The 23,608-nt window shown below is 60.9% G+C and carries 19 protein-coding genes and 1 pseudogene; 12 read left to right on the top strand and 8 right to left on the bottom strand.

Going from position 1 to position 23,608, the window contains the following annotated elements; translation table 11 throughout:
- Positions 1 to 269 precede the first annotated feature (269 nt).
- Positions 270 to 977, top strand: a complete 708-nt coding sequence (locus N2597_RS29485) for a TetR/AcrR family transcriptional regulator (RefSeq protein WP_051649946.1) — start codon at positions 270 to 272, stop codon at positions 975 to 977.
- A gap of 42 nt (positions 978 to 1,019) precedes the next feature.
- On the opposite strand, the gene N2597_RS29480 is transcribed toward N2597_RS29485, so the two are convergent.
- The 5 genes from N2597_RS29480 to N2597_RS29460 form a co-directional block, all read right to left on the bottom strand.
- Positions 1,020 to 2,237, bottom strand: a complete 1,218-nt coding sequence (locus tag N2597_RS29480) for an MFS transporter (protein WP_183597997.1) — start codon at positions 2,235 to 2,237, stop codon at positions 1,020 to 1,022.
- A 126-nt stretch (positions 2,238 to 2,363) separates the two neighbouring features.
- The gene (locus N2597_RS29475) at positions 2,364 to 2,846 is read right to left on the bottom strand and encodes a GNAT family N-acetyltransferase (RefSeq protein WP_183597995.1); all 483 of its coding nucleotides are present in this window, start codon (positions 2,844 to 2,846) and stop codon (positions 2,364 to 2,366) included.
- A gap of 43 nt (positions 2,847 to 2,889) precedes the next feature.
- Positions 2,890 to 4,095: a 3-oxoadipyl-CoA thiolase gene (pcaF, locus tag N2597_RS29470; protein WP_183597993.1), complete on the bottom strand. Its 1,206-nt coding sequence runs from the start codon at positions 4,093 to 4,095 to the stop codon at positions 2,890 to 2,892.
- Positions 4,096 to 4,105: 10 nt separating this feature from the next.
- Positions 4,106 to 4,795 carry a CoA transferase subunit B gene (locus tag N2597_RS29465; protein ID WP_183597991.1) on the bottom strand — a complete coding sequence of 230 codons (690 nt, stop codon included), beginning with the start codon at positions 4,793 to 4,795 and terminating at the stop codon, positions 4,106 to 4,108.
- Complete coding sequence (locus N2597_RS29460; RefSeq protein ID WP_183597989.1) at positions 4,792 to 5,499, bottom strand: 3-oxoacid CoA-transferase subunit A; 708 nt, start codon at positions 5,497 to 5,499, stop codon at positions 4,792 to 4,794. The genes N2597_RS29465 and N2597_RS29460 overlap by 4 nt, the downstream gene beginning before the upstream one ends.
- A gap of 154 nt (positions 5,500 to 5,653) precedes the next feature.
- Here N2597_RS29460 and N2597_RS29455 point away from each other — a divergent pair, with 154 nt between their 5' ends.
- On the top strand, positions 5,654 to 6,412 hold the full coding sequence (locus tag N2597_RS29455; protein WP_183597987.1) for an IclR family transcriptional regulator domain-containing protein: 759 nt from the start codon (positions 5,654 to 5,656) through the stop codon (positions 6,410 to 6,412).
- Between the two features lie 51 nt (positions 6,413 to 6,463).
- Here the strand turns inward: N2597_RS29455 and N2597_RS29450 are convergent.
- Positions 6,464 to 8,007 (bottom strand): annotated as a pseudogene (locus tag N2597_RS29450) (acid phosphatase).
- Between the two features lie 196 nt (positions 8,008 to 8,203).
- Here N2597_RS29450 and N2597_RS29445 point away from each other — a divergent pair.
- From N2597_RS29445 to N2597_RS29400, 10 genes are all read left to right on the top strand, one after another.
- The gene (locus tag N2597_RS29445) at positions 8,204 to 9,487 is read left to right on the top strand and encodes a cytochrome-c peroxidase (protein ID WP_183597985.1); all 1,284 of its coding nucleotides are present in this window, start codon (positions 8,204 to 8,206) and stop codon (positions 9,485 to 9,487) included.
- Positions 9,488 to 9,611: 124 nt separating this feature from the next.
- A complete protein-coding gene (locus N2597_RS29440) occupies positions 9,612 to 9,860 on the top strand; it encodes a FitA-like ribbon-helix-helix domain-containing protein (protein WP_183597983.1) in 249 nt (82 codons plus the stop codon).
- On the top strand, positions 9,857 to 10,279 hold the full coding sequence (locus tag N2597_RS29435) for a type II toxin-antitoxin system VapC family toxin (RefSeq protein ID WP_040111399.1): 423 nt from the start codon (positions 9,857 to 9,859) through the stop codon (positions 10,277 to 10,279). Before N2597_RS29440 ends, N2597_RS29435 begins: the two co-directional genes overlap by 4 nt.
- A gap of 114 nt (positions 10,280 to 10,393) precedes the next feature.
- Positions 10,394 to 11,320 carry an ArsR/SmtB family transcription factor gene (locus N2597_RS29430; RefSeq protein ID WP_183597981.1) on the top strand — a complete coding sequence of 309 codons (927 nt, stop codon included), beginning with the start codon at positions 10,394 to 10,396 and terminating at the stop codon, positions 11,318 to 11,320.
- Between the two features lie 211 nt (positions 11,321 to 11,531).
- On the top strand, positions 11,532 to 13,040 hold the full coding sequence (arfA, locus tag N2597_RS29425) for an arabinosylfuranosidase ArfA (RefSeq protein WP_183597979.1): 1,509 nt from the start codon (positions 11,532 to 11,534) through the stop codon (positions 13,038 to 13,040).
- A 183-nt stretch (positions 13,041 to 13,223) separates the two neighbouring features.
- Complete coding sequence (locus N2597_RS29420; protein WP_183597977.1) at positions 13,224 to 15,128, top strand: ABC transporter substrate-binding protein; 1,905 nt, start codon at positions 13,224 to 13,226, stop codon at positions 15,126 to 15,128.
- A 117-nt stretch (positions 15,129 to 15,245) separates the two neighbouring features.
- Positions 15,246 to 16,250, top strand: coding sequence for an ABC transporter permease (locus N2597_RS29415; protein WP_096762927.1), 1,005 nt, complete (start codon positions 15,246 to 15,248; stop codon positions 16,248 to 16,250).
- 2 nt (positions 16,251 to 16,252) lie between these two features.
- Positions 16,253 to 17,110, top strand: a complete 858-nt coding sequence (locus tag N2597_RS29410; protein WP_183597975.1) for an ABC transporter permease — start codon at positions 16,253 to 16,255, stop codon at positions 17,108 to 17,110.
- Position 17,111: 1 nt separating this feature from the next.
- On the top strand, positions 17,112 to 18,101 hold the full coding sequence (locus N2597_RS29405; RefSeq protein ID WP_096762925.1) for an ABC transporter ATP-binding protein: 990 nt from the start codon (positions 17,112 to 17,114) through the stop codon (positions 18,099 to 18,101).
- Positions 18,102 to 18,148: 47 nt separating this feature from the next.
- Positions 18,149 to 18,907, top strand: coding sequence for an ABC transporter ATP-binding protein (locus N2597_RS29400; RefSeq protein WP_096762948.1), 759 nt, complete (start codon positions 18,149 to 18,151; stop codon positions 18,905 to 18,907).
- Positions 18,908 to 19,264: 357 nt separating this feature from the next.
- On the opposite strand, the gene N2597_RS29395 is transcribed toward N2597_RS29400, so the two are convergent.
- The gene (locus N2597_RS29395) at positions 19,265 to 21,175 is read right to left on the bottom strand and encodes a UvrD-helicase domain-containing protein (protein ID WP_096762924.1); all 1,911 of its coding nucleotides are present in this window, start codon (positions 21,173 to 21,175) and stop codon (positions 19,265 to 19,267) included.
- On the bottom strand, positions 21,172 to 23,499 hold the full coding sequence (locus N2597_RS29390; protein WP_096762923.1) for an AAA family ATPase: 2,328 nt from the start codon (positions 23,497 to 23,499) through the stop codon (positions 21,172 to 21,174). The genes N2597_RS29395 and N2597_RS29390 overlap by 4 nt, the downstream gene beginning before the upstream one ends.
- Positions 23,500 to 23,608: the final 109 nt, after the last annotated feature.

Here is a 23,608-nt window from a genome sequence, read left to right as displayed (position 1 = left end):
TATAATCCAATTTAATTCAGGGATTTATGCGCGTTTCTTGCTAATTTTGAGTTTTGTTTTGTACATTTTTTTGGACCGGCAGCGATAGTTTTGTCACTCCTAAAATGTTCGAACTGGTTCAAAATTGCGAAACATGCTGCAGGAGAATCCAGCACTCAAAGGAATTGGATCGGAGGAGAGTTTTCGGAATGTTCGGGGACGACCATACTTGCAAAGCGGGCCAAAGGTCGCGATAAGGGCGATTACATTTGGCTGGTCAGTGAGGAACCATGGCTGAAAGTGGGGGTAAATCCGCCAAGTCGCAAGCGACGCAAAAATATCAGCGGCAGCAGCGCTCCAACGATCCCGATCAGACCCGCGCCGATATTCTCGAGGCGGCGGAGGACCAGTTCGCCCGGCGCGGTTTCGCCGGCACGACGATCGACAGCATCGCGCAGAAGACCCGTCGCAGCAAGCGAATGATCTATTACTATTTCAATTCGAAGGCGAAGCTCTATGTCGCCGTGCTCGAAAATGCCTATGCGCGCATCCGCGTCGCCGAGGCGAAGGTCAATCTCGGGGAGGACGATCCCCGCCAGTCGCTGAAGAACCTCGTGGACTTCTGCTTCGATTTTCACTTCGATCATCCCACATATGTCAAATTGATCGTCAGTGAAAATCTCAACGAAGCAAAGTACCTGACGGCCTCTTCGCTGGTCGGCGAACTGCACCGGCCGATTCTGCAACGCATCGATCAATGCCTGCGTCTCGGATATCAGAAGGAACTTTTCCATCAGGTCGTTACGCCGATGGAAATCCATATGACGCTGAGCGGCCTCTGCTTCTTCAACGTTTCAAACCGCGCAACGTTCTCGGCGATCTTCGACGTCGACATGACGTCCGCGGCCGCCCGGCGCGCCCGCAAGCAGCAGATCCTGCTGACGATCCTCGGGCGGCTGAACACGACGATGCAAGGCTTCGTGTCGGATTTCTCCTAATGATCGATCCTCGGGCGACCTATGCTCCCAGGATTCGCCAACTCACGAAGACACTCCGAACGCCGGCTGCGGCTTATCGCGAGCCAGCGGCGGGAACGCCAGCGCTACCGCCGCCGCACCCAGCCCGACCATGGCGGAGCCGATGAACAGCCAGGAATAATTGGCGAAAGTGTCGAAGATCCAGCCGCCGATCAGGGGGCCAAAGGCCATGCCGAGGCTGGAGAGCATCGTCGCCGCACCCAGCACGGTGCCGATGATGCGCTGGCCGAAATATTCCCGCGCCAGGACCGCATAGAGCGGCATCACGCCGCCATAGGCACTGCCGAAAATGATGGCGAGTGCGTAGAATTCGCCGAGTTGGCTGACGAAGAGGTAGGTCGCGAGTGCCGCCGCCTGCACCAGCAAGCCGGCGACCAGCACCGGCTTCACGCCGATCCGGTCGGCAAGGCTGCCATAGAGCAGCCGGCCGCCCAGCCCCGCCAGGCCTTCGACGCTGTAAATGCTGACGGCTGCCATCGGGGCGACGCCGCAGATCGTCGCATAGTTCACCATGTGGAAGATCGGCCCGGAATGCGCCGCGCAGCAGGCAAAGAAGGTCAGGCCGAGCACGATAAACTGCGGCGACCGGAAGACTTTCGACAGCTGCGGCCGGGCGCCCTCCGCGGCGAACTCGGTGCCGGCATCGACGGTTTCGGCAGGCGGGCGCTGCCTGACCAGCAGCGCGGCCGGCACCAGCAGCACCCAGGTCGCAACGCCGATGATCAACATCGCGGGCCGCCATTCATAGGCGGAAATCAGCCAGCGCGCGAAAGGCGAGATCGTCATCGGCGCGACGCCCATGCCGGCGGAAACGAGGGACACGGCAAGCCCGCGATTGACGTCGAACCAGGCGGTCGTCGCCGCGATCATCGGCGCGAAAAAGGCGCTGGCGGCCAATCCGACGAGCATGCCGTAGGTCAGCTGGAACTGCGTGAGCGTCTCGGCGCGGCTCGCCAGTACCAGCGCCAGACCGAGCAGCACGGATCCGATCATCACCACGATCCGCGGACCAAAGCGGTCGCTGGCTGCACCCCAGAGGAAGCCGCCGAAACCCATGACGATGAAGTTCAGCGTCATCGCGCTGGCAATGCCGACATGCGACCAGCCGGTGGCGCTCGCGATCGGCTCCTGGAAAATCGCCAGCGAGAACATCGCGCCGATTGCCACGCAGGACATCAAAGCGCCGACGGCGACGATGACCCAACGATAGGAAAAACCCATGGCTTCAAACCTCCCTGCCGACAGAGTGATCGCGAGGAATGCGGTCGGCCGCATCTCGCCTACGATCAATGACGTTTGAACCGCTGCGTTTTCGACAGCGCCCTCAGATCTTTTTTCCGTACGGTCCTACAGAGTTCGAAACATCACCAGTGCGTCGACATAACCTTGCGTGGGATGGAGGAAGACGCCGGGAAGCCGGCCGACGATCTCGAAGCCGAGCGATTGCCAGAGCTCAACGGCGCGGCGATTGCTGCTGATGACGAAATTGAATTGCATGGCCCTGAATCCCCTTTCGCGGGCATGCTCCAGTGAATGCTCATGCATGCGGCGGGCGACGCCACGGCCGCCGGCTGCGGGATCGGTCATATAGCCGCAATTGCAGACATGGCGCCCGCCGCCGGCCTGATTGGCCTTGATGTAATAGGTGCCGAGGATGGCGCCGCCCTCTTCCGCGACGAAGGTCTCGCGGTCCGGCCCCATCCAGTAGGCGAGCGCATCGGCTTCCGAGAGATCGCGGTCGAGCGCATAGGTCTCGCCGGCACGGATCGTCGGGCCGATGATCCTCCAGATGGCACTTCGGTCGTCGCTATTTGCAGGTCGGATAAGCATGCCAGGTTTCTATCGAAGCTGGCCGCGGCGCGCAACGGCGCGCTCAAACCCTTTCAAGCGCGATCGCGATCCCTTGCCCGACGCCAATGCACATGGTCGACAGCGAATATCGACCGCCGGTCTCTTGAAGCTCGAGCGCCGCCGTGCCGGTGATGCGGGCGCCTGACATGCCCAAGGGATGGCCGAGCGCGATGGCGCCGCCATTGCGGTTGACCCGCTCGTCGTCATCGGCAATGCCGAGCGCGCGCAGCACCGCCAGGCCCTGGCTGGCAAAGGCTTCATTGAGCTCGATGACGTCGAACTGCTCCTGGTCCATGCCAAGCCGTGCCATCAGCTTGCGCGAGGCGGGAATCGGCCCGACGCCCATCACCCGTGGCGGAACGGCGGCGGAGGCTCCGCCGAGGATGCGGGCGATCGGCGTCAGGCCGTATTTTCGCGCCGCCGCTTCCGAAGCGACGATCAGTGCGGCCGCGCCGTCATTGACGCCGGAGGCATTGCCTGCCGTCACCGTGCCGCCTTCCCTCTTGAAAGGTGTGGCAAGTTTCGCCAGCGCTTCCATCGTCGTCGCGCGCGGATGCTCATCCTTGTCGACGACAACCGGATCGCCTTTGCGTTGCGGGATGGTCACCGGAGTAATCTCCTTCGCCAGCCTTCCGCTTGCCTGCGCCGCCGCTGCCTTTGCCTGGCTGCGTACGGCAAAGGCATCCTGGTCCTCGCGGCTGACATGATAGTCCTCGGCGACGTTCTCGCCGGTCTCCGGCATGGAATCGACGCCATACTGCTTCTTCATCAGCGGGTTGACGAAACGCCAGCCGATCGTGGTGTCGTGGATCTCGGCGGCCCGGGAAAAGGCCGTCTCGGCCTTCGGCATGACGAAGGGCGCCCGTGACATGCTTTCAACCCCGCCAGCTATCATCAGCTCCGCCTCGCCGGCGCGGATGGCGCGGGCCGCAGTGATCACCGCATCCATGCCGGAGCCGCAGAGCCGGTTGATCGTCGTGCCCGGAACGGCAATCGGCAGACCAGCGAGCAGCGCCGACATGCGCGCCACATTGCGGTTGTCCTCGCCCGCCTGGTTGGCGCAGCCGAAAATCACGTCGTCGACGGCTTCCCAGTCGACCGCGCCGTTGCGCTCCATCAGCGCCTTCAGCGGGACGGCGCCGAGATCATCGGCGCGCACCTGCGAAAGCGCGCCGGCGAAACGGCCGATCGGCGTTCTGACATAGTCGCAGATAAAAGCTTCGGTCATGGCTTTCCCTTCAGAGCTTCGGAACAATGAGGTCGGCAACCGGCCCCTCGATATTCAGCCGCGCGCCGGTCATCGCCTGCAATTCCTCCTCAGACATCGCAGCCAGCTTCTCACGCAGGACGAAACGTCCGTCCACGATGTCGATGACGGCGTGGCTGGTGTAGACGCGGGTGATGCAGGCGACACCGGTCAGCGGGAAGCTGCACTTTTCCACCAGCTTCGGCTCGCCCGTCTTGGTGACGTGCTCGGTGATGACGCAGACCTGCTTGGCGCCGTGCACCAGATCCATGGCGCCGCCGACAGCAGGCACGCCCTTGCTGCCCACCCGCCAGTTGGCGAGGTCGCCGTTCTCGGCAACCTGATAGGCGCCGAGGATGGCAACGTCGAGATGGCCGCCGCGCACCATGGCGAAGCTGTCGGCGTGATGGAAGAAGGCAGCACCCGGCTTCAGCGTCACCGCCTTCTTGCCGGCGTTGATCAGATCCCAGTCTTCCTCGCCCTCGGCCGGCGGCTCGCCGAAATTCAGGATGCCGTTTTCGGTATGAAAGATCGCCTGGCGGCCGGGCGGCTGATAGCGGGCGACCATTTCGGGAAAGCCGATGCCGAGGTTCACATAGGCGCCGTCGGCGATATCCTGGGCGGCGCGCCAGGCGATCTGCGCGTTGGAAAGCTTGATGTCTTCTCTGGTATCGACGGTCATACGTAGGCCACTCCGGCTCGAATGAGCTCTTCTTCCTGCTGCGGATTGGCAACGGCGACGACGCGGTCGACGAAGATGCCGGGGGTCACCACATGCTCGGGATCGATGCCGCCGGCCGGCACGATCGACGAGACCTGGGCGATGGTCTTTTGCGCCGCCATGCACATCAGCGGATTGAAGTTGCGGCCGGCCTTTTTGTAGGTGAGGTTGCCGTGGACGTCACCGATCTCACCTTTGACGATCGCGAAATCCGCCTTCAGCCAGCGTTCCTGCACGTAATGACGGCCGTCGAATTCGGCGATGACCTTGCCCTCCGCCAGTTCGGTGCCATAGGCCGTCGGCGTGTAAAAAGCCGGAATGCCGGCCCCGCCAGCGCGGATGCGCTCGGCCAGCGTCCCCTGCGGCACCAGCTCGAGCTCGATTTCGCCCGCCAGATATTTGTCGGTGAAAGCGCGCGGATCCGACGAACGCGGGAACGAGCAGATCATCTTCCTGACCATACCGGCATCGATCATCGCCGCGATGCCGATGCGGCCGTTCCCGGCATTGTTGTTGATGACGGTAAGGTTCTTGGAGCCCTTGTCGATCAGGGCATGGATCAGTTCGATCGGGGCGCCCGAGCCGCCGAACCCACCGATCATGACGGTCGCGCCGTCACCGATCTCGGAGACGGCCTGCGCCGTGCTCCCGACTGTCTTGTCCATGCCGGATCTCCTTGGCTCGATCGCCCAGGCACCTGCCTGTCCGATCCTCTTGCTCAGAGATAAAGCGCAGCTGGGGCATATCGCAAGAACATTTGTGCGCTATTTGACATTTGTTCATATATCGCACAGAATGCAAGGATGGATTGGAGATTGGATGCGCGAAACGGATTTTGTCAGCGGCTTTGCCCGCGGCCTGAAAGTCATCGAAGCCTTCGGCGAGACGCGGCAGCGGCTGTCGATCGCCGAGGCGTCGAAGCTGACTGAGCTCGATCGGGCTACTGTGCGCCGTTCGCTGCTGACGCTCGCCGAACTCGGATATGCCGATTATGATGGCAAGTTCTTCACTCTGACACCGAAGATCCTTCGGCTCGGCCATGCCTATCTCTCGGCGACGCCACTGCCGGCGCTGTTGCAGCCGCATCTCGATCATCTCTCGGAACGCGCCGGCCAGAGCGCCTCGGCCTCGGTGCTCGACGGCATCGAAATCGTCTATATCGCCCGGGCCTCGCAGCGCCGGGTCATGTCGATCAATCTCACCCCGGGCAGCCGCCTGCCGGCCTATTGCGCCTCGATGGGCCGGGTGCTGCTGGCAGCCCTTTCCGAACGCGAGGCCCGCGCCGTTCTCGCCCGCAGCGAATTGAAGCAGAACACTGCGAAGACCAAGACCGACCCAGAGGAGCTCATCGCCGAGTTCCGCCGCGTCCGCGCCGAAGGTTACGCCATCATCGATCAGGAGCTGGAAATCGGTCTCTGCTCGATCGCCGTTCCCGTTGAAAACGATCGCGGCGAAACCGTCGCGGCGATCAATATCGGCGCGCCCGCCGCCGTTGTCCCGGCCGCCGAGATGAAGGAGCGCTATCTCAAGCTGCTGCAGGAAACGCAGGCCGCATTGCGGCCGCTGTTGCACCGATGACGGCGCGGGCGAGGATGCGGCCCCGGTTAGCGCCGGCGCCGCTCGCGGCCGTTAATGCGTCAGGTCGAGCGCGGCCGTGAGGTCGCCCATCGGCGGCCGGCCGTTCTCGCGCAGCGCCTCGTCGCGGGCGACGATGCCAGGCAGCACCGGCAGATCGTAGCGGGCGGTGATCAGGCGGATGATCGAGGTCGTGTCGTACTGGGTATGATCGACCGTGCCGCCCTTGGCGAAGGGCGAGATGATGAAGGCCGGAATGCGGTTGCCCGGCCCCCAGCGATCGGCCTTCGGCGGCGCGACGTGATCCCAGAAGCCGCCATTCTCGTCATAGGTGACGATGACGAGCATATGGCCCCATTGCGGCTCTTCTCCAGATGGGAGACGATATCGGCAAGATGCTGGTCACCGCTCGAGACATCGGCATAACCGCCATGTTCGTTGAGGTTGCCCTGCGGCTTGTAGAAGGAAACCGCCGGCAGCTTGCCTGCGTCGATGTCGCGGAGGAAAGCCTCACCGGCAAGGCCGCCATCCTTCAGATGCTCGGCGCGTGCCGGCGTGCCGGGGGCGAAATTGGCGAAATAGTTGAAGGGCTGGTGGTGGAACTGGAAGTTCGGCACCGGCGTGGCGTTTTTGCCCTCAAGCGCCGTCTGCCAGGCGCCGCTATACCAGGCCCAGCTGACGCCTTTCTGCGACAGTAGGTCGCCGATGGTCACCGCATGCTGCGGCGGCAGCGTTGTCGCCGCCGCCGGATCGGCATAGGCCGGGTCACCGTCCTTGGCCGGCGGATTGGCGCTCGGCTGGTAGGGCGGCTGCATGGTGTTGACGGCGTAGAAGTCCGGCGTCAGCGTGCCGTCGGAAACGAATTTCGGGGCGCCGTCGAGCGCCGATTTGGGAGCATTTTCCGCAACGGTCAAGGAAAAGCCATCGTCATCGACCTTGGCGATCACAGGCTTGGCCGGGCTCTTGTCGGCGTCGGGATAATAGGGCGCGCAGGCGCAGACCAGCGCGAAGTGGTTGAGGAACGAGCCGCCGAAGGCGCCCTGAAAGAAGTTGTCGGCAAGCACGTATTTCTTCGCCACCTGCCACATCGGCAGGATCGTGCCGTCATAATGGCCCATGACGAGGCTGCCAGAATCGGCCCAGGCGACGAACTTGTCGTTTTTGCCGCCGTCGATCTGCATCTGCTCCTGATAGAAGCGGTGCCAGAGATCGCGGGTGATCACCGACGGTGCCTGCGCGAAACCCTGGGGATCGTCGATCGCGAAAGCGGCATTTGCGAGATGGGCCGATTGCGCCTCGGTGATGGCAGGCGTTACGCCCTTGGCGGTCAGCCCGCCCCAGGCCGGCGGCAATTCGGCGAGCGGCTTGCCGTCGCGATCGAGCTGGCGGGCCTGCTCGGCGCTGGCATTGGTAAGACCATCGGCGCCGGGGAAGCCGCCATAGAGATTATCGAAGCTGCGGTTTTCGGCATAGATGACGACGATATTGTCGATCTTGTCGTAACCGGCAGGCGCCGCAAGCGCCGCCGTCGCCATGGCGAGCGGCACGATCGCCGATCCGGCGAGACAGATTGATTTGAGGAGCTTCAGTCTTTTCACGGCTATGGCCTCATGGCTAGGGGGCGTTGGCTAGAGGGAGCGGAGACCGCTCGGGCGCATCGACGCTAGTCCCGCCGTCTATCAACTTTGTGACGTCGGGCTTGCCGCGATGTCGCAGGAGAGGCTCCGTCATCAATTTGTTGCAACGAGGTTCGATCATAGTGGGAACCAGTGCTAAGCTATTGGAATTCCTATCATGACGACAAAGACGTTCAGGCTCCTGCGCCCCGGTCTGGCGATCGGCATCGGTGCGGCAGCACTCTGTCTGGCCATTCTGCCGCTGCGGCAAAGCAGCGCGGCGGCCGGTGTGCATCCCGGCCCGATGTCGCGCGCCGAAGCCTTTGCCCGGGCCGAAAAGCTGGCCGCGCTCGGCCGCAAGATGTTCTTCGACCCGTCGGTGTCGGCCTCAGGGTCGCAGGCATGCTCCTCCTGCCACGACCCGGCGCACGCCTTCGGCCCGGCATCGGCCGCGCCGGTTCAAACGGGCGGCAAGGGTATGAAGCAGCCCGGGCTGCGCGCCGTGCCGGCGCTGCGTTATCTGCAGGCGGTGCCGTCCTTCAGCGAGCACTTTTACGATTCCGAGGACGAGGGCGACGAAAGCGTCGACAACGGCCCGACCGGCGGGCTGACCTGGGACGGCCGGGTCGATCACGGCGCCGACCAGGCGAAGATCCCGCTGCTCTCCCCCTTCGAGATGGGCAACAAGGATGCCGCCGATGTGGCGGCCAAGCTGCGCAAGGCGCCCTACGCCGGCGACATCAGGGCGGCGTTCGGCGAAACGGTGTTCGACAATCCCGATGACACTTTCGACGCCACCGCCGAGGCGCTCGCCACCTTCGAGCAAAGCGGCCCGGACTTCTATCCCTATTCCAGCCGCTACGACGCCTTTCTCGCCGGCAAGACGACGTTGAGCGCGCAGGAACTGCACGGCCGCCAGCTGTTCGAGGATCCCGCAAAGGGCAACTGTTCGAGCTGTCACTTAAGCGAACCCGCCAATGACGGCGAGCCGCCGCAATTTTCCGACTTCGGCTTTCTCGGCCTCGCCGTCCCTCGCAACATGGCGATCCCGGCCAATACAGACCCCAGCTATTACGATCTCGGCCTCTGCGGCCCGCAGCGTACCGATCTTACCGGACACAGCGAATATTGCGGCCTGTTCCGCACGCCGACGCTGCGCAATGTCGCGCTGAAGAAGAGCTTCTTCCACAACGGCTATTTTCACACACTGCGCGACGTCGTCTCCTTCTACGCCACCCGCGACAGTGACCCCGGCCGCTGGTATCCCAAAAATGCCGGCGGCTCGGTGCGTAAGTATGACGACCTGCCGCAGGCCTATTGGGCCAACCTCAACCAGGACCCGCCCTTCGGCCGGAAACCGGGCGACACGCCTGCACTCACCGACCCCGAAATCGACGACATCGTCGCCTTTCTGGGGACGCTGACCGATGCCGATCTGCAGCCCAAAGTGAGTGGGCATTGACCCGGCCGGCGAACTGCCCTTTCTGTGGGCCTGACAGACTGAGCCTGGAAACGCATCTGGCGGCCTTTGCTTGAGAACATGCAATCAATGATTTATATGCTGTCATTGATGAATGGAGGCAATGATGGCCAGCATGACGATCCGCAATCTCGATGAGGGATTGAAGCAGCGGCTGCGCGTCCGCGCCGCGACGCATGGCCGTTCAATGGAAGACGAAGCACGCGATATTCTGCGTACGGCACTTGCGACCACCGAGCCGGCAGCGCGCAATCTCGCCGATACTATTCGCGCCCGCTTGCAATCGGTCGGCGGAATTGAGCTCGAAATTCCACCCCGGCAGCCGATCCGGGACGCGCCGGACTTTGACGCGTGATCATTCTCGATACCAACGTCATTTCGGAACTGCTCACACCCGCACCGAATGCGGCTGTGAGCAAATGGCTGGGCGTACAACATGCATCATCGGTATTCACGACCGCGATTACCGAAGCGGAAATTCTGTATGGCTTGCGCCTCCTTCCTCACGGTCGGCGCCGGAGTGATCTCGAAACGGCAATCCTGCCAATATTCAACGAGGATATGAGCGGCCGCGTCCTGCCATTCGATCGTGAAGCGGCAGACGTCTACGCCATCATTGCCACCGATCGCCGCAAGGCTGGCAGGCCGATCAGCCAGTTCGATGCACAGATCGCAGCCATCGCCATCTCGCGCGGCGCTTCGCTCGCAACGCGCAACGTGTCCGATTTCGAGGGAATTGGCTTGCAAATCATCAATCCGTGGGAAAACCGCTAACCCCTGCTCGTCGCAATTCTAAACCACACAAGTTATCACCGTCGGCGCCGGGCGTTCCCACTTGATGTATCATAATTTTGGATATACATCATTCCTCCGAGAATTCTTGGGGGAATGATGGAACGTTCGTTTTTAACGATTGCCGCGGGGGAAAATAGCGAGGCCATCCGCGCACTTTCTGCCCCGGCGCGGATCGAAATTCTGAAGCTGCTCTGCGCCAAAGGGCCGATGAACATCAACGATATCGCCCAGGCGCTTTCCCTGCCCCAATCCACGGTCGCGACCGGCATCCAGATTTTGGAGGATGCCGGGCTTGTCGATTCCCGGCTGGCGAAGGCGCGGAAGGGGAACCAGAAGATCTGCTCGGCGACCTATAGCGAAATCCTGATCAGTTTCGAGGAAAGTGCGGCGCAGCGAGCCAACAATATTATCGAAGTCGAGATGCCGGTGGGGCTCTATACGAGCTGCGACGTGCACGCTCCATGCGGTCTCTGCTCCAGCGAGAGCGTCATCGGCCCCCTCGACGTGCCCGACTATTTCCTCGATCCGCAACGCATGCAGGCCGGGCTCGTCTGGTTCGGAAGAGGCTATGTCGAGTATAAATTTCCCAACAATGCCAAGGTGTTGAACAAGGATATCCGCGCCATTGAATTTTCGCTGGAGCTGTCGTCCGAGGTCCCCGGCACCAATCCGGACTGGCCGTCCGACATCACGCTCTGGGTCAATGGCATGGCGATCGGGACCTGGACGTCGCCTGGCGACTACGGCGACAAGCGCGGCACTTTCACGCCGGCCTGGTGGAAGCTCGAAGGCTCGCAATATGGGACGATGAAGACCTGGCGCATATCAACGCGTGGCACCTTCATCGACGGCGTCGCCGCATCGAATGTCACGCTCGGCGATCTCGCGCTCGGACAGCATTCCTCCATCCGCCTGCGTGTCGGCATCGCGGAAAATGCCGGCCATACCGGCGGCGTGAATATTTTCGGCCGCGGCTTCGGAAATCACGGCCGCGACATCATCATGCGGCTGCATGTGTGACAAAATCAATATCGGAAATACTGATTTAAAAATGGCGTTTCTTTTCGAATTTCGAGACAGCTAATCGAAGACAACATATTGAAATAAAATAATTTTTTCCAAAAATAACAATAGTATGATTAAAGACGCGAGTCGGTTGACAGAACGACATTCCTGATATCAAGTTGGAGGCAAGAAAACAAAATTCCTGATACATAAACGGGAGGATCCGTTGAAGACGAGTGTCGTTGCCCACCGCGATTTTCGCATCTCGACCATTGACGCCAGGCTCTACAGCTCGTTTCTCGAGCATCTCGGCAGGGCGATCTACGGCGGCATCTATGAGCCCGGACACCCGACAGCCGATGAGGACGGCTTTCGCCGTGACGTGATCGAGCTGGTGCGCGAGCTCGACACGCCCTACTGCCGTTATCCCGGCGGCAATTTCGTCTCGGCCTATAATTGGGAAGACGGCGTCGGCCCGCGTTCGGAGCGCCCGGTTCGCCTCGATCTTGCCTGGCGCACCCGCGAAGCCAACCAAATCGGCGTCAACGAATTCGTTGACTGGTGCAAGAAGGCCAATACCAAGCCGATGCTGGCGGTCAATCTCGGCTCGCGCGGCCTCGATGCCGCCCGCAATTTCCTCGAATATTGCAATCATCCCGGCGGCACCTACTGGTCGGACCTGCGCCGCAAGCACGGCTGGTCCAACCCGCACGACGTGAAACTGTGGTGCCTCGGCAACGAGATGGACGGGCCCTGGCAGGTCGGCCACAAATCGGCCTATGAATATGGCCGGCTCGCCGACGAGACGGCGAAGGCGATGCGCGGCTTCGACAAGTCGCTCGAACTCGTCGTCTGCGGCTCCTCCAATTCCGACATGAAGACCTATCCGCAGTGGGAGGCCGAGGTTCTCGAGCAGTGCTATGACAGCGCCGATTACATCTCGCTGCATATGTATTTCGCCAACCGCGAAAAGAACACGCTGAACTATCTCGCCCGGGCGACGAAGCTCGACCGCTACATCACTACGATCGGCGGGGTGATCGACTACATCAAGGCGAAGAAGCGCTCGAAGAAGACGATCGGCATTTCCTTCGACGAATGGAACGTCTGGTATCATTCCAACCAGCAGGACAAGGAGATCCTGGCGCGCGACGAGTGGCCGGATGCGCCGCATCTGCTCGAAGATATCTATAATTTCGAGGACGTGCTGCAGGTCGGCGGCATCCTCAACACTTTCATCCGCCGCTCCGACCGGGTGCGCATCGCCTGCATCGCCCAGCTCGTCAACGTCATTGCCCCGATCATGACCGAGGACGGCGGTGCGGCCTGGCGCCAGACGATCTATTATCCCTTCTATTACGCCTCCCGCTATGGCCGCGGCGCGGCGCTGCAGCTCGTCGTCGACGGCCCGACCTATGACAGCGACGAGGAGAACGAGGTTCCCTATCTCGACGTCTCGGCCGTCCATTCCGAGGATGGCAGGACGCTGACCTTCTTTGCCGTCAACCGCCATCCGGATACGGCACTCGAGCTCGACGTGCGGCTGGAAGGTTTTGGTGCGGCCCGGCTGATCGAGCAGGTGGAAATGACCCATGGCGATCTCGAGGCTGTCAACACCGCGCGGCGGCCGGAGACGGTCGTGCCCGCCAGGGTCGAGAGCGCTGGGATCGAGGACGGACGGGTGCGGGCGCCGCTGAAGCCGCTGTCCTATAATGTGATCCGGCTGTCGGTGTGACAGCCGCCGCCGGGCAATCGGCCCAGCCGAGAGTGTTCGGTTCCCTGCGAGGAGGCAGGTGGCCGGAGGGATGGTTCGCCGAAGCTCAAGGGCTCGCAAGCCCGGCTTCTGCGAACCGACAACCGCGACTTGCCCATGCGTGCCTTCGCGGCCGCCGCATCGTCGCTTTCAAGGGAGGAGTTCATGCAAAAGTGGAAGAGGTTTGCATTCGGCTTCGTGCTGGCCACGCTCGGCCTGACCGCGGTGGCCGGAGCTCAGGAATACACCTCCTTGCCGCGCAAGGAGACACTTATCGTTGAAAATCCGGAAGGGACGATCAAGAATCCCGGCTGGTTCAACATCTGGGTCAATGGCGGCGGCGGGGTTTCGACCGGCCTGCAGCAGCTGACCATGGATACGCTCTGGTATATCGACCCCGAACAGGGGCTTGGCGGCGCGGCCTGGGACAATTCGCTTGCCGCCGACAAGCCGCAATATAATGCCGACTTCACCGAAATGACCGTGAAACTGCGCAAGGGGCTCTTCTGGAGCGACGGCGTGGAATTCACGGCCGACGACGTGGTCTACACCGTCAAGACGCAGATGGACCATCCCGGCATGGTCTGGAGTGCGGCCTTCTCGGTGCAGGTGGCAAGCGTCGAGGCGACCGATCCCCAGACCGTCGTGTTCAAGCTGAAGAAGCCGAATTCGCGCTTCCATTCCATCTTCACCGTGCGCTGGAACGGCGCCTGGATCATGCCCAAGCATGTGTTCGAGAAGGTGGAGGATCCGCTTCGCTATGATTTCGCCAACCCCGTCTCGCTCGGCGCCTACAAGCTGAAGGCTTATGACCCGCAGGGCAAATGGTATACCTGGGAGAAGCGCGATGACTGGCAGCGGACCTCGCTTGCCCGCTTCGGCGAGCCCGCTCCGAAATATGTGACCTACACCGATCCCGGCCCGCCGGATAAGCGCACGATCGCCCAGCTCGAGCACAATCTCGATATCATTCACGACAACACGCCGGAGGGCATGTTCACCCTCAAGGAGAAGTCGAAGACCATCGAAACCTGGTTCCCGGGCTTCCCCTTCGCCCATCCGGATCCGACGCTGCCGGCCGTCATCTTCAACACCCAGGAAGCGCCGTTCGACAATGCCGACGTGCGCTGGGCGCTGGCGCTCCTGATCGACATCAAGGCCGTCGACATGGCGAGCTATCGCGGGGCGGCGACGCTTTCGGCACTCGGCGTGCCGCCGACGGCGGCCACGATGAAAGACTATCAGGCGCCGATGCAGGATTGGCTGAAGAATTTCGAGATCGATACCGGCAAGAGCAAGATCAAGCCCTATGACCCGACGGTCGGGCAGCAGATCGCCGATCTCCTGCGCAAGCAGCCGAAGTTCAAGGACCAGATCCCGACAGATCCGGAAGCGATCAGCGGTGCCTTCGGCTACGGCTGGTGGAAACCGGATCCGAAAGCGGCCGGCGAACTTCTGGAGAAGGCAGGCTTCAAGAAATCCGGCGGCAAATGGCTGACCCCTGATGGACAGCCCTTCAAGATCCGGATGACGGTCGAAGGCGACACGCGCTCCGTCTTCACCCGCGCCGGCACGCTGATTGCGCAGCAATGGGCGGCCTTCGGCATCGACGCCAAAGCCGTGCCGGCCGCGAAACTGTGGCAGACGGCGCTGCAGCCCGGCGATTTCCAGGTGGCGATCGCCTGGAGCGTCGAAACCTGGGGCGGCGATCCCGACCTATCCTTCTTCCTCGACAGCTGGCACTCGCAGTTCGTGGCGAAGAAGGGTGACGTTCAGCCGCCGCGCAACTGGCAGCGCTGGTCCAATCCGGAGCTCGACAAGATCATCGAGAGCATCCGCGGCATCAGCGCCGACGATCCGAAGGGCATCGAGCTCGGCAAGGATTATCTGAAGCTCGTCGCCCGCGAAATGCCGACGATCCCGCTGATGTCCTATAACGTCTTCACCTCGATGGATACGACCTATTGGACCGGTTATCCCACCATCAAGGACCCCTATACGGATCCGGTGCCGAACTGGGCGAACTCCAGGTTGATGATGGTCAAGCTGAAGCCGGCTCAATCGCAATAACCCTCCCAACGCCGGCGCGGAAGCCATCGCGCCGGCCCCCTCATCGGCGGGCATGCGCCCCAGCTGCCATGCTCGTCGATCCTTTCAAGAAAGGAACCAGAGAGGAAGCTCCGCCTTATGACGCCCTATCTGATCTTTGTGCTGAAGCGGTTTGGTCAGTTCCTGCTCGTCGTCTTTCTCGGCGTGACGATCACCTTCTTCGTCACCCACCTGACCCCGATCGATCCGGTCGAAGAAAGCATAGGCGCCATCACGCAGATGGGTCAGTCCGATCCGAACGCGATCGAGCTGATGCGCCAGTCGCTGCGTGAACTATACGGAATGCAGGGTTCGATCTGGCAGCAATATCTGAATTTCTGGCTGCGGCTTGCGACCGGCGATCTCGGCCCCTCGCTCTCGGCCTTTCCGACCCCTGTTTCGACAATCATCCTGCGGTCGCTCCCCTGGACGATCGGGCTGATGACGGTGTCGACGCTGATCACCTTCGTGCTCGGCAACGCGATCGGCGCGCTTGCCGGCTATTACCGCAAGGACATGGTGCTGAAGGCCGTCAGCCTCGTCTTCATCGCGCTGCTGCCCATCCCCTATTATATCCTCGCCTTCGTGCTGCTCATCGTCTTCGGCTTCATCTGGCCGGTGCTGCCGATCAATGGCGGCTACGAGATGAACGCCAATCTGGACCTCTCCTTCGCGCTCGTCCTCGATATCCTCAAACACTCCATCCTGCCGGCCCTGTCGCTGATCCTGGTCGGCGCCGGCAGCTGGCTGATCGGCATGCGGGCGCTGGTTTCCAACATCATCACCGACGATTATGTCGTCTTCGCCGAGCTCGGCGGCGTGCCGAAGGGCAAGATCCTGCGCTCCTACATCGCCCGCAACGCCATGGTGCCGCAATTCACCGGGCTTGCCATGTCGCTCGGCGCGATTTTCAACGGCACCGTCATCACAGAAATCGTCTTCGGCTATCCCGGCATCGGCAATCTGCTGATCGAAGCGGTGCATGCCGGCGACTACAGCCTGGTGCTCGGCCTCAGCGCGCTCTCGATCGTCGGCGTCGCCGCCGCGGTCTTCATCATCGACGTGCTGAGCCCGCTGATCGATCCGCGCATCAAGGTGGAATAGCCATGTTTACCATCATCCGTGACCTCTCGCGCCACAACATGGAATTCCTCTGTGGCCTGCTGCTCTTCGCCGTCATCGTCGGCCTGGTGATCCTGTCCTATTTCTCGCCCTACGGCGCGACCGACATCTATCTGCTGCCGCCCGATACGCCGCCGGATGGCGAATATTGGCTGGGCACCACATCGCGCGGCCAGGATGTGTTCTGGCAGCTGACGACCGGGCTGCGCAACACGCTCTATTTCGGCATCGGCGTCGCCTTTCTCTCGCGGATCATCTCGCTGGTCGTCGGCCTCGTCGCCGGTTATGCCGGCGGGGCGGTCGACCGGGTGCTGATGGCGATCAACGACAGCGTCATGGTCATCCCGCAATTTCCGCTGCTGATCCTTTTCTATTTCGTGCTGAAGGACAACATGACCTGGATGGCGCTGATCGTCATCATGGCCTCGCTCGGCTGGTCCTATGATGCGCGGCTGATCCGCTCGGTGGCGCTCGGCCTGAAGACCAGGCCGTTTACCACCCAGAGCGTCTATTCCGGCATGACCATGCGCAAGATCCTCGTTGAGGAGCACCTGCCCTATGTGCTGCCGATCGTCTTTGCCACGACGATGAACAACATGATCTGGTCGATCGGCATGGAGATCACCCTTTCGGTGCTCGGCTTCACCGATATCGAGACGCCGACCATGGGCATGATGATCTATTGGGCCAATGCGCATTCGGCGCTGATATCGGGCATATGGTGGTGGGTGGCCGCCCCCGTCGCCGTCATCGTCATCCTCTTCCTGGCGCTCTTCCTGCTCTCCATGTCGATGAACGAATACAATGATCCGCGCAGCCGGCTCAACCGGATGGGAAGTTAGCATGGAGAATTTGGTCGAAATCCAGAACCTGAAAGCCTATTACCGCGCCTTCCTCTTCGGCGTCGATCGCGAAGTGCGGGCCGTCGACGACATCAGCCTGACGATCGGCCGCGGCGAGGTCTATGGCGTGGCCGGCGAATCGAGCAGCGGCAAGACGACGCTGATCAAGACCATTGCCGGCGCCATCCGGCCGCCGCTTCGGGTCGTCTCCGGCAATGTCAAATTTCACTTCGGCGGCGGCACCCAGGATCTCTATGCGATGACGCCGGAGGAGCGCATGGCGCTGCGCTGGCGCCATCTCTCCTATATCATGCAGGGCTCGATGAACGTGCTCAATCCGGTGCGCCGGATCCGCCACTCCTTCACCGATTTCGCCTTCCGCCACATGACGGTCAGCAAGGGCATCTTTTTCGAAAAGGTCGCCGCCCACCTGCAGCGGCTGAAGCTCGACCCGCAGCTGCTCGACGCCTATCCGCACGAACTCTCCGGCGGCATGCGCCAGCGCATGACCATTGCGCTCGCCACCATCCTGACGCCGGAATTCATCATCGCCGACGAGCCGACGACCGCGCTCGACGTGATCGTGCAGCGCGACGTGCTGACGATGATCCGCGACATCCAGCGCGAGATGGGCTCATCCTTCCTGTTCGTCACCCATGACATGGGCGTGCATGCGACGGTCTCCGACCGCATCGGCATCGTCTATGCCGGGCGGCTTGTCGAGGAGGCGCCGACGCCGAAGCTCTTCAGCGCGCCGCTCCACCCCTATACGCAGCACCTCGTCGGCAGCCTGCCGAAGATCGGCGACCCCACCACCCGGCCCTCGCTGGAGGGAAGGCCGCCGAACCTCGCCATGCCGCCGGAGGGCTGCCGCTTTCACCCGCGCTGCCCGAAGCGCATGGAGATTTGCTCACAGAAAGTTCCGCCCATGGTCACCGTTGCGCCCGAGCGGCGGGTGGCGTGTTTTGCGGTTACGGGGGATCAGGTGTGACTCTGCTTAGCCTCTCGCATGTGACGAAAATCTACCGCCAGGGCGGCATGCTCGGCCGGCGGCTGATCACCGCGGTCAAGGATGTCAGCTTCGAGCTCGGCGACGAGCCGGAGATCCTCTCGATCGTCGGCGAATCCGGCTCCGGCAAATCGACGGTGGCGGCGATGATCCTCGGCCAGGCCGAACCGACGGAAGGCGAGCTGCAATTTGCCGGCAAGACCGTCGCGATCCACAACAGAGCCGAACGCACGGCCTTCATGAAGGAAGTCCAGCCGGTTCTGCAGAACCCGTTCGAGGCCTTCAACCCGCTGAAGCGGGTCGACCGCTACCTCTTCGAGACCGCCCGCAATTTCTCCGCCTCGGGCAACCGCCCCGACCGGCGCGAGGTGGAGAAGATGGCCGACGCCGCGCTCCATCATGTCGGCCTCACCCTCGAAGAGGTGAAGGGCCGCTTTCCCCACGAACTCTCCGGCGGCCAGCTGCAGCGCGTCGCCATCGCCCGCGCACTGATCCCCGAGCCGCGCCTGCTGGTGGCCGACGAACCGGTCTCCATGGTCGACGCGTCGCTGCGCATGGCCATCGTCAACCTCTTCGGCCGCCTGAAAAACGAGCTGGGGCTTTCGATCATCTACATCACGCATGATCTCGCGACGGCTTATTATGTCAGCGACAATATTATCATCATGCGCAAAGGCGAAATCGTCGAGCGCGGACGGGCGCGGGCGGTGTTGGATGATCCGCAGCATGCGTATTCGCGGGCGCTAAAGGATGCGGTGTTGGCGGCGGAGTTTGGTGAGGTGGTGTAGGCGGCGGTGGACGACATAGGCCTGGCATGGCTTGGAAGTTCTGGAGAGCGAGGCCGAAAAGCGGACTAACGCTCGGGTGACATCTTACAGTTGCGGTTCGAATTTCGTCCATGCTTGCCGAGAACGATGAACCGGACAACCAAGTCTATGCCTGCATGATGCCGCGATGGCAGGGCTGGCGCCGCACCAAAAAAGCTTTATAGGCGCAGCGCGACCACATTCCAAGAGCACTTTAAAGGCTATATCAGCGCATTTTTCGTACTTTCAGAGGCAGATTTCGCTCTCGCGAAAGCAGTGATCCATGGGTAAGCGTAGATCAACCATTGCCGAACGCCTCCAGCCAAGCTCATGCAAACGTCATCCATCAGGGTAGTTTGGGATTTCCGACAAAACTTCGTCTGCGTCGAACCATGCGTTTGCGATGACATGCGCACGAACTGCAGCCGGATCAGGCGAATACGCGACAAGAGCCAAACTGGATCGAGCGCGACTGCAGGTCACATAAAATAAGCGTCGTGTTCGGTCGATGGAGGTTTCCTTACCGCCTTGGGCGTTCTTGATGTCGGCGGCCGTCGGCGCTTTGGCACCTAGCAGTTTGTCGTAGCCAAACAGAAAGCCCCTAGCCTCCCCGTCGTCCATGAGAACCATGACGCGCTCAAATTCTAAACCTTTAACCCCCTGATGCGTGTCGAATGGTGCTTGGTGCGCAACATAGGCAGCATACGGCGCAATCTCTGAAAACGAGCAGTCGAGGAAGGCAACAAGAGCCGCGATTTGATCGCTGACGGGATCGGCCTCTTCGTCACCGGGTTTTTCGGCCGGGGTGGCCAGCTTAGCGGCTAACGCGGCTTTAAGGCTATCAGGGATCGCAAAGAGATTGGTTTGCGCGATATTTTCGGCGACAGCGGCGCAAGTGGGTTCGCCGCTAGCCCAAAGAGTCATCAGACTGTTGACGGCGGCCTGGGCGGTGCGGAGCTGCGCAATTGGCCTGTCGTTGGCCTTCAAGTTCTCCTTGCTAAGCAGTGGGGAGCTTTCACGCACCAACTTCGTCGCCGCGAACTTGTCCCCCTTCTGCTGTGCCGTGACGAGCGGCAGAACATAGTGCGTAAAGAACCTGGCCGGCGCGAAGCTGCCGTCGAGGAAGCCGGTTCGATAATCGTCCACGGAAGCCAGTGCCTCAAACATCTGCAGGAAGCCCATCCGCCGGGCTGCCATGTGATGCTCAAGGGTCAGAATCTTGCATTTGCTAGCGTCCGACCAGTCCCGATCGCCGGTCAGCCCCATCATATAGTCGCGGACTGATTGTTCCAGGGCGGGCTTGTCCGCTGCATCGATGGGAAACACGAATAGCCGCACCCATCCTTCTGGCCGGTCGTCGCGCGGCTCCTGTTTGTGGTCATCAGCGCCGCCGCGAATTTGATTGATAAGCCGCACAATGCGCTGCGGGCAGCGGTGATTTAGCTTCTTCACCGGCGTCGCCCAGCTCTCTGGTATCTCGCTTTCGATCCGATCTTTGCCATCTGGATAGATGCGCTGCATAGTGTCACCGATCAGGCCGAGACAAAAGCGGTCAGCATATGCGTTCTGTACCACGAACAGAGCGTCGATTAGAGCGCGACTTGTGTCCTGACTCTCGTCGATCAAAAGGAACGGGAACTTCTCGACAAACATGCGCTGCATAAGCGGCTTCGTGAATAGGAAGGTCGAGAATATCTTAATGACTTCGCTGTGGTTCAGCGCGTGACGCTCGCGGTTGTCGCCAGTAGGGTTGTAGGTGAAGGTTCTGATCTCAGCGAGTCGATCCAACCGGCGCTGCTTGGAGTCGATCTGAGCTTGACGGGCCGCCGATGCCTTTGTGCCCGCTCGGCCCTTCGCCTCTTCGGCCTGAAGGTCGGCGATCTCGTGCTGTAGGTTGTTTTTCAGCCAGGCGCGGATATCGGTATTAAATCCCTGAATTTGTAACCAGGCGAAGCTGTGGATGGTGCGCACGACGAACAGCGAATCGTATTCGGTCCGGCGGGTGATCTCGTCGCAGGCGGCATTGGTGTAGGTGATGACGGCGACCTGCCTACCGCGTAGGCGGAGAACATCCCGATATGTCTTCGCCAAATAGTTCAGCGCATTCACCAGCGAGCGCGTTTTGCCTGAGCCGGCACCAGCAAAGAGGAAGAAGCTGGTTGGCTTCTCCAAGCTTAGGAACTCAGCCAGCTCGTCTTCAACGTGGTCGTCGAGCGTGACGTTTGATGTTGCCGTTGCAAGGTTGTTCACGCCGCGGCTTCCTCTGAGGCTACGACCGGCGGCGCGTCGTCATTTTCTGCGATCTTGGCTAGGCCAAGTTCGACCTGCTTTTGCTCAAGCTGGCCAGCCAGCCAGAGCAGACCGTCCTTGATATACGCCGGCGGCGTCAGCGAACGAGGGTCTTCAATTTCCAGCAGGTCTAACGCGAACTCGGCTTTACCGCCGCCTTCGAGCGCGGTCTTGAGCGCATCGCTCAGGGCATTCAGATTTGCGCTATCAGCGATGGCGGTGCGAAACTTGGCAATGAGTCCGGTTCCCGGCAAAGTTTCGAATAGATCGAGGTTCGCCATCACTATGGCGTCTTCAAGTGTGTAGGAAAGGGCCTCGGCGGTTTCCCCTTTAAACGTCGCCTGGATGGGCGACTGGTAGGCCACTCGCACCGAAAAATTCTCGTCTCCGTAGGTTTTCACCTTTTCATCCTCGGGCTTGTCGAGCAGTGAATCCAGATCATTAATGATGGGCCACCATGTCCGCAGGGTTGGGTTGCGGGTTGTAAAGCCAACTCCCCGCGCCGGCGGCGCACTGGCACCCGCTGCATTGCAGGAATCGATGTCGGTGATAACCAGTGCGGTGAGCCCGATCTTCTCGATCAAGCTGCGCAGCTTGTGGGCATGGCTGCCGCCGATCTCAAGCCAAGTGATATAGCTTTCCGAGAGTTTCTCAAACTCCGTATGGTAATTCACAAAATTGGGCACGAGAATGCGTTCCGCCGGCCCCTCAATCAGGACCGCCGCGTCGGCAAAGAACAGATCGCAGTGAGTGACGCGCAGGTAGCGCGTCACGAATCGCTTGGTGTCCGGATCGGCGCCAAACGCGTTTTCCAAGTTGACAACACAAGAGGTTGGGATCGCTTTGTCGCCGCCCGGCAGGCGGCGAAAATACCGTAGGGAGTCAAACTCGCACTCGTGGGCAATGTGGCTGGAGTGAGTGCTGACCACCATCTGCGTCACAAAATTCTGGCCCGTGCCAAGGTCGTGGTGGTTGCGCAAAATCTTGTGCGCCTGGCGGATGAAAACCTGCTGAACCTGTGTGTGAAGATGCACCTCGGGCTCTTCGATCAGCACCAAATGCAGGGGTGGGATGATCGTGTCGTCGGAAGCCTTGTGCTTCGCCTTGCCAACCCGCATCCAACTGTCGCGGAAGGCCATGAGACGGAAGACCATGGAGATGAGGTTCTGGTAGCCCAATCCGTTGGAATCTTCCGGTAGATACAGGTCAGTAGCAGCTTCGCCGTCATGAATTGGCACGACAAACTGCACGGCCGCGTCGTGGTTCAGCCCCTCAACAGGGCGCAGCCGTGTCGAAATGTTCAGTTTCGGATCCGTGACACCCGGATAACCAAGCTTGTGCATCTCCTGTAGCGGGCTCTTGAAGCCGTCACTAAGCCGCAAGTTGAAGGCTTTCTGGGCCTCCTCAATCGCCTTAAGCGCAAGGAGGTCTTGCGCGTCCGGATTTTCGTAGGGATCAAGATGGCGAGTATAGTATTGACGAAGCTGGACTGACAGCTTCCGCGATCCGGTGATGATAACGGCGGCATCTTCGTTGTTGTCTTCACCTGCCACGCCGAAGCCACGCTGGGCACTAATCTCGTCTATACGAATGAGTCCGCGAAACGGGTCGCCATCTATCGGCTCGCTTCCATTGAGGGCCTGCGGCTGAGCTTTACCATGCTCCGGATCGACGCACGCGGCGGGGTCGAGCACATATGCCCTAACCGTGAAGAAAGCCGTCAACCGACGCTGCAGGAATTCGACAAGGTTCTGAGGCCAAATGGCAACCTGAAAGTCAGTAGCGGCCATACCTTGCTCTGCGGCCAAAGTGGCGCCGGCAGCCTGCAGCGCCAACGCTTGGGCGCGCGCATTCACATATTCCCGCTGCAGTTGCGCGGCATCCTTCGGCTCCAGGCGCATTCGCACGCCGAGCAATCCACCATCCCAATCGAGAGTAGGAAGAATCTTTTGGACATAGTGCACTTCGTCCTCGGCGACGTGAAGCCAAACGTCGACGAATGGCAATATTGAATCCCATTCCGGGGCCGGAAGGGCCTGGTTTTCAATATTCGCGGCTTCCCAAGTTACGCCCATCGTGTTGATTGTCGGCCAATGCGAAAGCGTGAAGTCGTTAAAGCAGAAACTGGAGCGCTCACGGTCTACGAGAAAATAACGTAACGCAGTAATCGCTGACGTCTTTCCGCTATTATTTGCTCCAACGAATACGGTTTTCTCGGGCGATAAGCCTACCCTTGTCGAAAGTAATTTTCGGAAGTTTGCTATTTCAACAAATTCGATACGCACGTTCTACTCCCCACTCAGCACAACATGAGGTGTTACCACAACCACGCATGTTCTTCCGATTAATTTCTCGCACGACGACAAAGAAATCACGATCTTAGTTTGTCAGGGC

Source organism: Rhizobium sophoriradicis (genome assembly GCF_025200795.1).
Taxonomy (GTDB): domain Bacteria; phylum Pseudomonadota; class Alphaproteobacteria; order Rhizobiales; family Rhizobiaceae; genus Rhizobium; species Rhizobium sophoriradicis.
This window is presented reverse-complemented; position numbering and strand designations above follow the sequence as displayed.

Excerpts from the sequence above, each read along its gene's own strand:
- N2597_RS29400 (WP_096762948.1), top strand. The coding sequence starts at position 18,149 with ATGCTCGGCCGGCGGCTGATCACCGCGGTCAAGGATGTCAGCTTCGAG.
- N2597_RS29480 (WP_183597997.1), bottom strand. The coding sequence starts at position 2,237 with ATGGGTTTTTCCTATCGTTGGGTCATCGTCGCCGTCGGCGCTTTGATG.
- pcaF (WP_183597993.1), bottom strand. The coding sequence starts at position 4,095 with ATGACCGAAGCTTTTATCTGCGACTATGTCAGAACGCCGATCGGCCGT.
- N2597_RS29420 (WP_183597977.1), top strand. The coding sequence starts at position 13,224 with ATGCAAAAGTGGAAGAGGTTTGCATTCGGCTTCGTGCTGGCCACGCTC.
- N2597_RS29445 (WP_183597985.1), top strand. The coding sequence starts at position 8,204 with ATGACGACAAAGACGTTCAGGCTCCTGCGCCCCGGTCTGGCGATCGGC.
- N2597_RS29475 (WP_183597995.1), bottom strand. The coding sequence starts at position 2,846 with ATGCTTATCCGACCTGCAAATAGCGACGACCGAAGTGCCATCTGGAGG.
- N2597_RS29465 (WP_183597991.1), bottom strand. The coding sequence starts at position 4,795 with ATGACCGTCGATACCAGAGAAGACATCAAGCTTTCCAACGCGCAGATC.
- N2597_RS29410 (WP_183597975.1), top strand. The coding sequence starts at position 16,253 with ATGTTTACCATCATCCGTGACCTCTCGCGCCACAACATGGAATTCCTC.
- N2597_RS29455 (WP_183597987.1), top strand. The coding sequence starts at position 5,654 with ATGCGCGAAACGGATTTTGTCAGCGGCTTTGCCCGCGGCCTGAAAGTC.
- N2597_RS29430 (WP_183597981.1), top strand. The coding sequence starts at position 10,394 with ATGATGGAACGTTCGTTTTTAACGATTGCCGCGGGGGAAAATAGCGAG.
- N2597_RS29405 (WP_096762925.1), top strand. The coding sequence starts at position 17,112 with ATGGAGAATTTGGTCGAAATCCAGAACCTGAAAGCCTATTACCGCGCC.
- N2597_RS29415 (WP_096762927.1), top strand. The coding sequence starts at position 15,246 with ATGACGCCCTATCTGATCTTTGTGCTGAAGCGGTTTGGTCAGTTCCTG.
- N2597_RS29440 (WP_183597983.1), top strand. The coding sequence starts at position 9,612 with ATGGCCAGCATGACGATCCGCAATCTCGATGAGGGATTGAAGCAGCGG.
- N2597_RS29460 (WP_183597989.1), bottom strand. The coding sequence starts at position 5,499 with ATGGACAAGACAGTCGGGAGCACGGCGCAGGCCGTCTCCGAGATCGGT.
- N2597_RS29485 (WP_051649946.1), top strand. The coding sequence starts at position 270 with ATGGCTGAAAGTGGGGGTAAATCCGCCAAGTCGCAAGCGACGCAAAAA.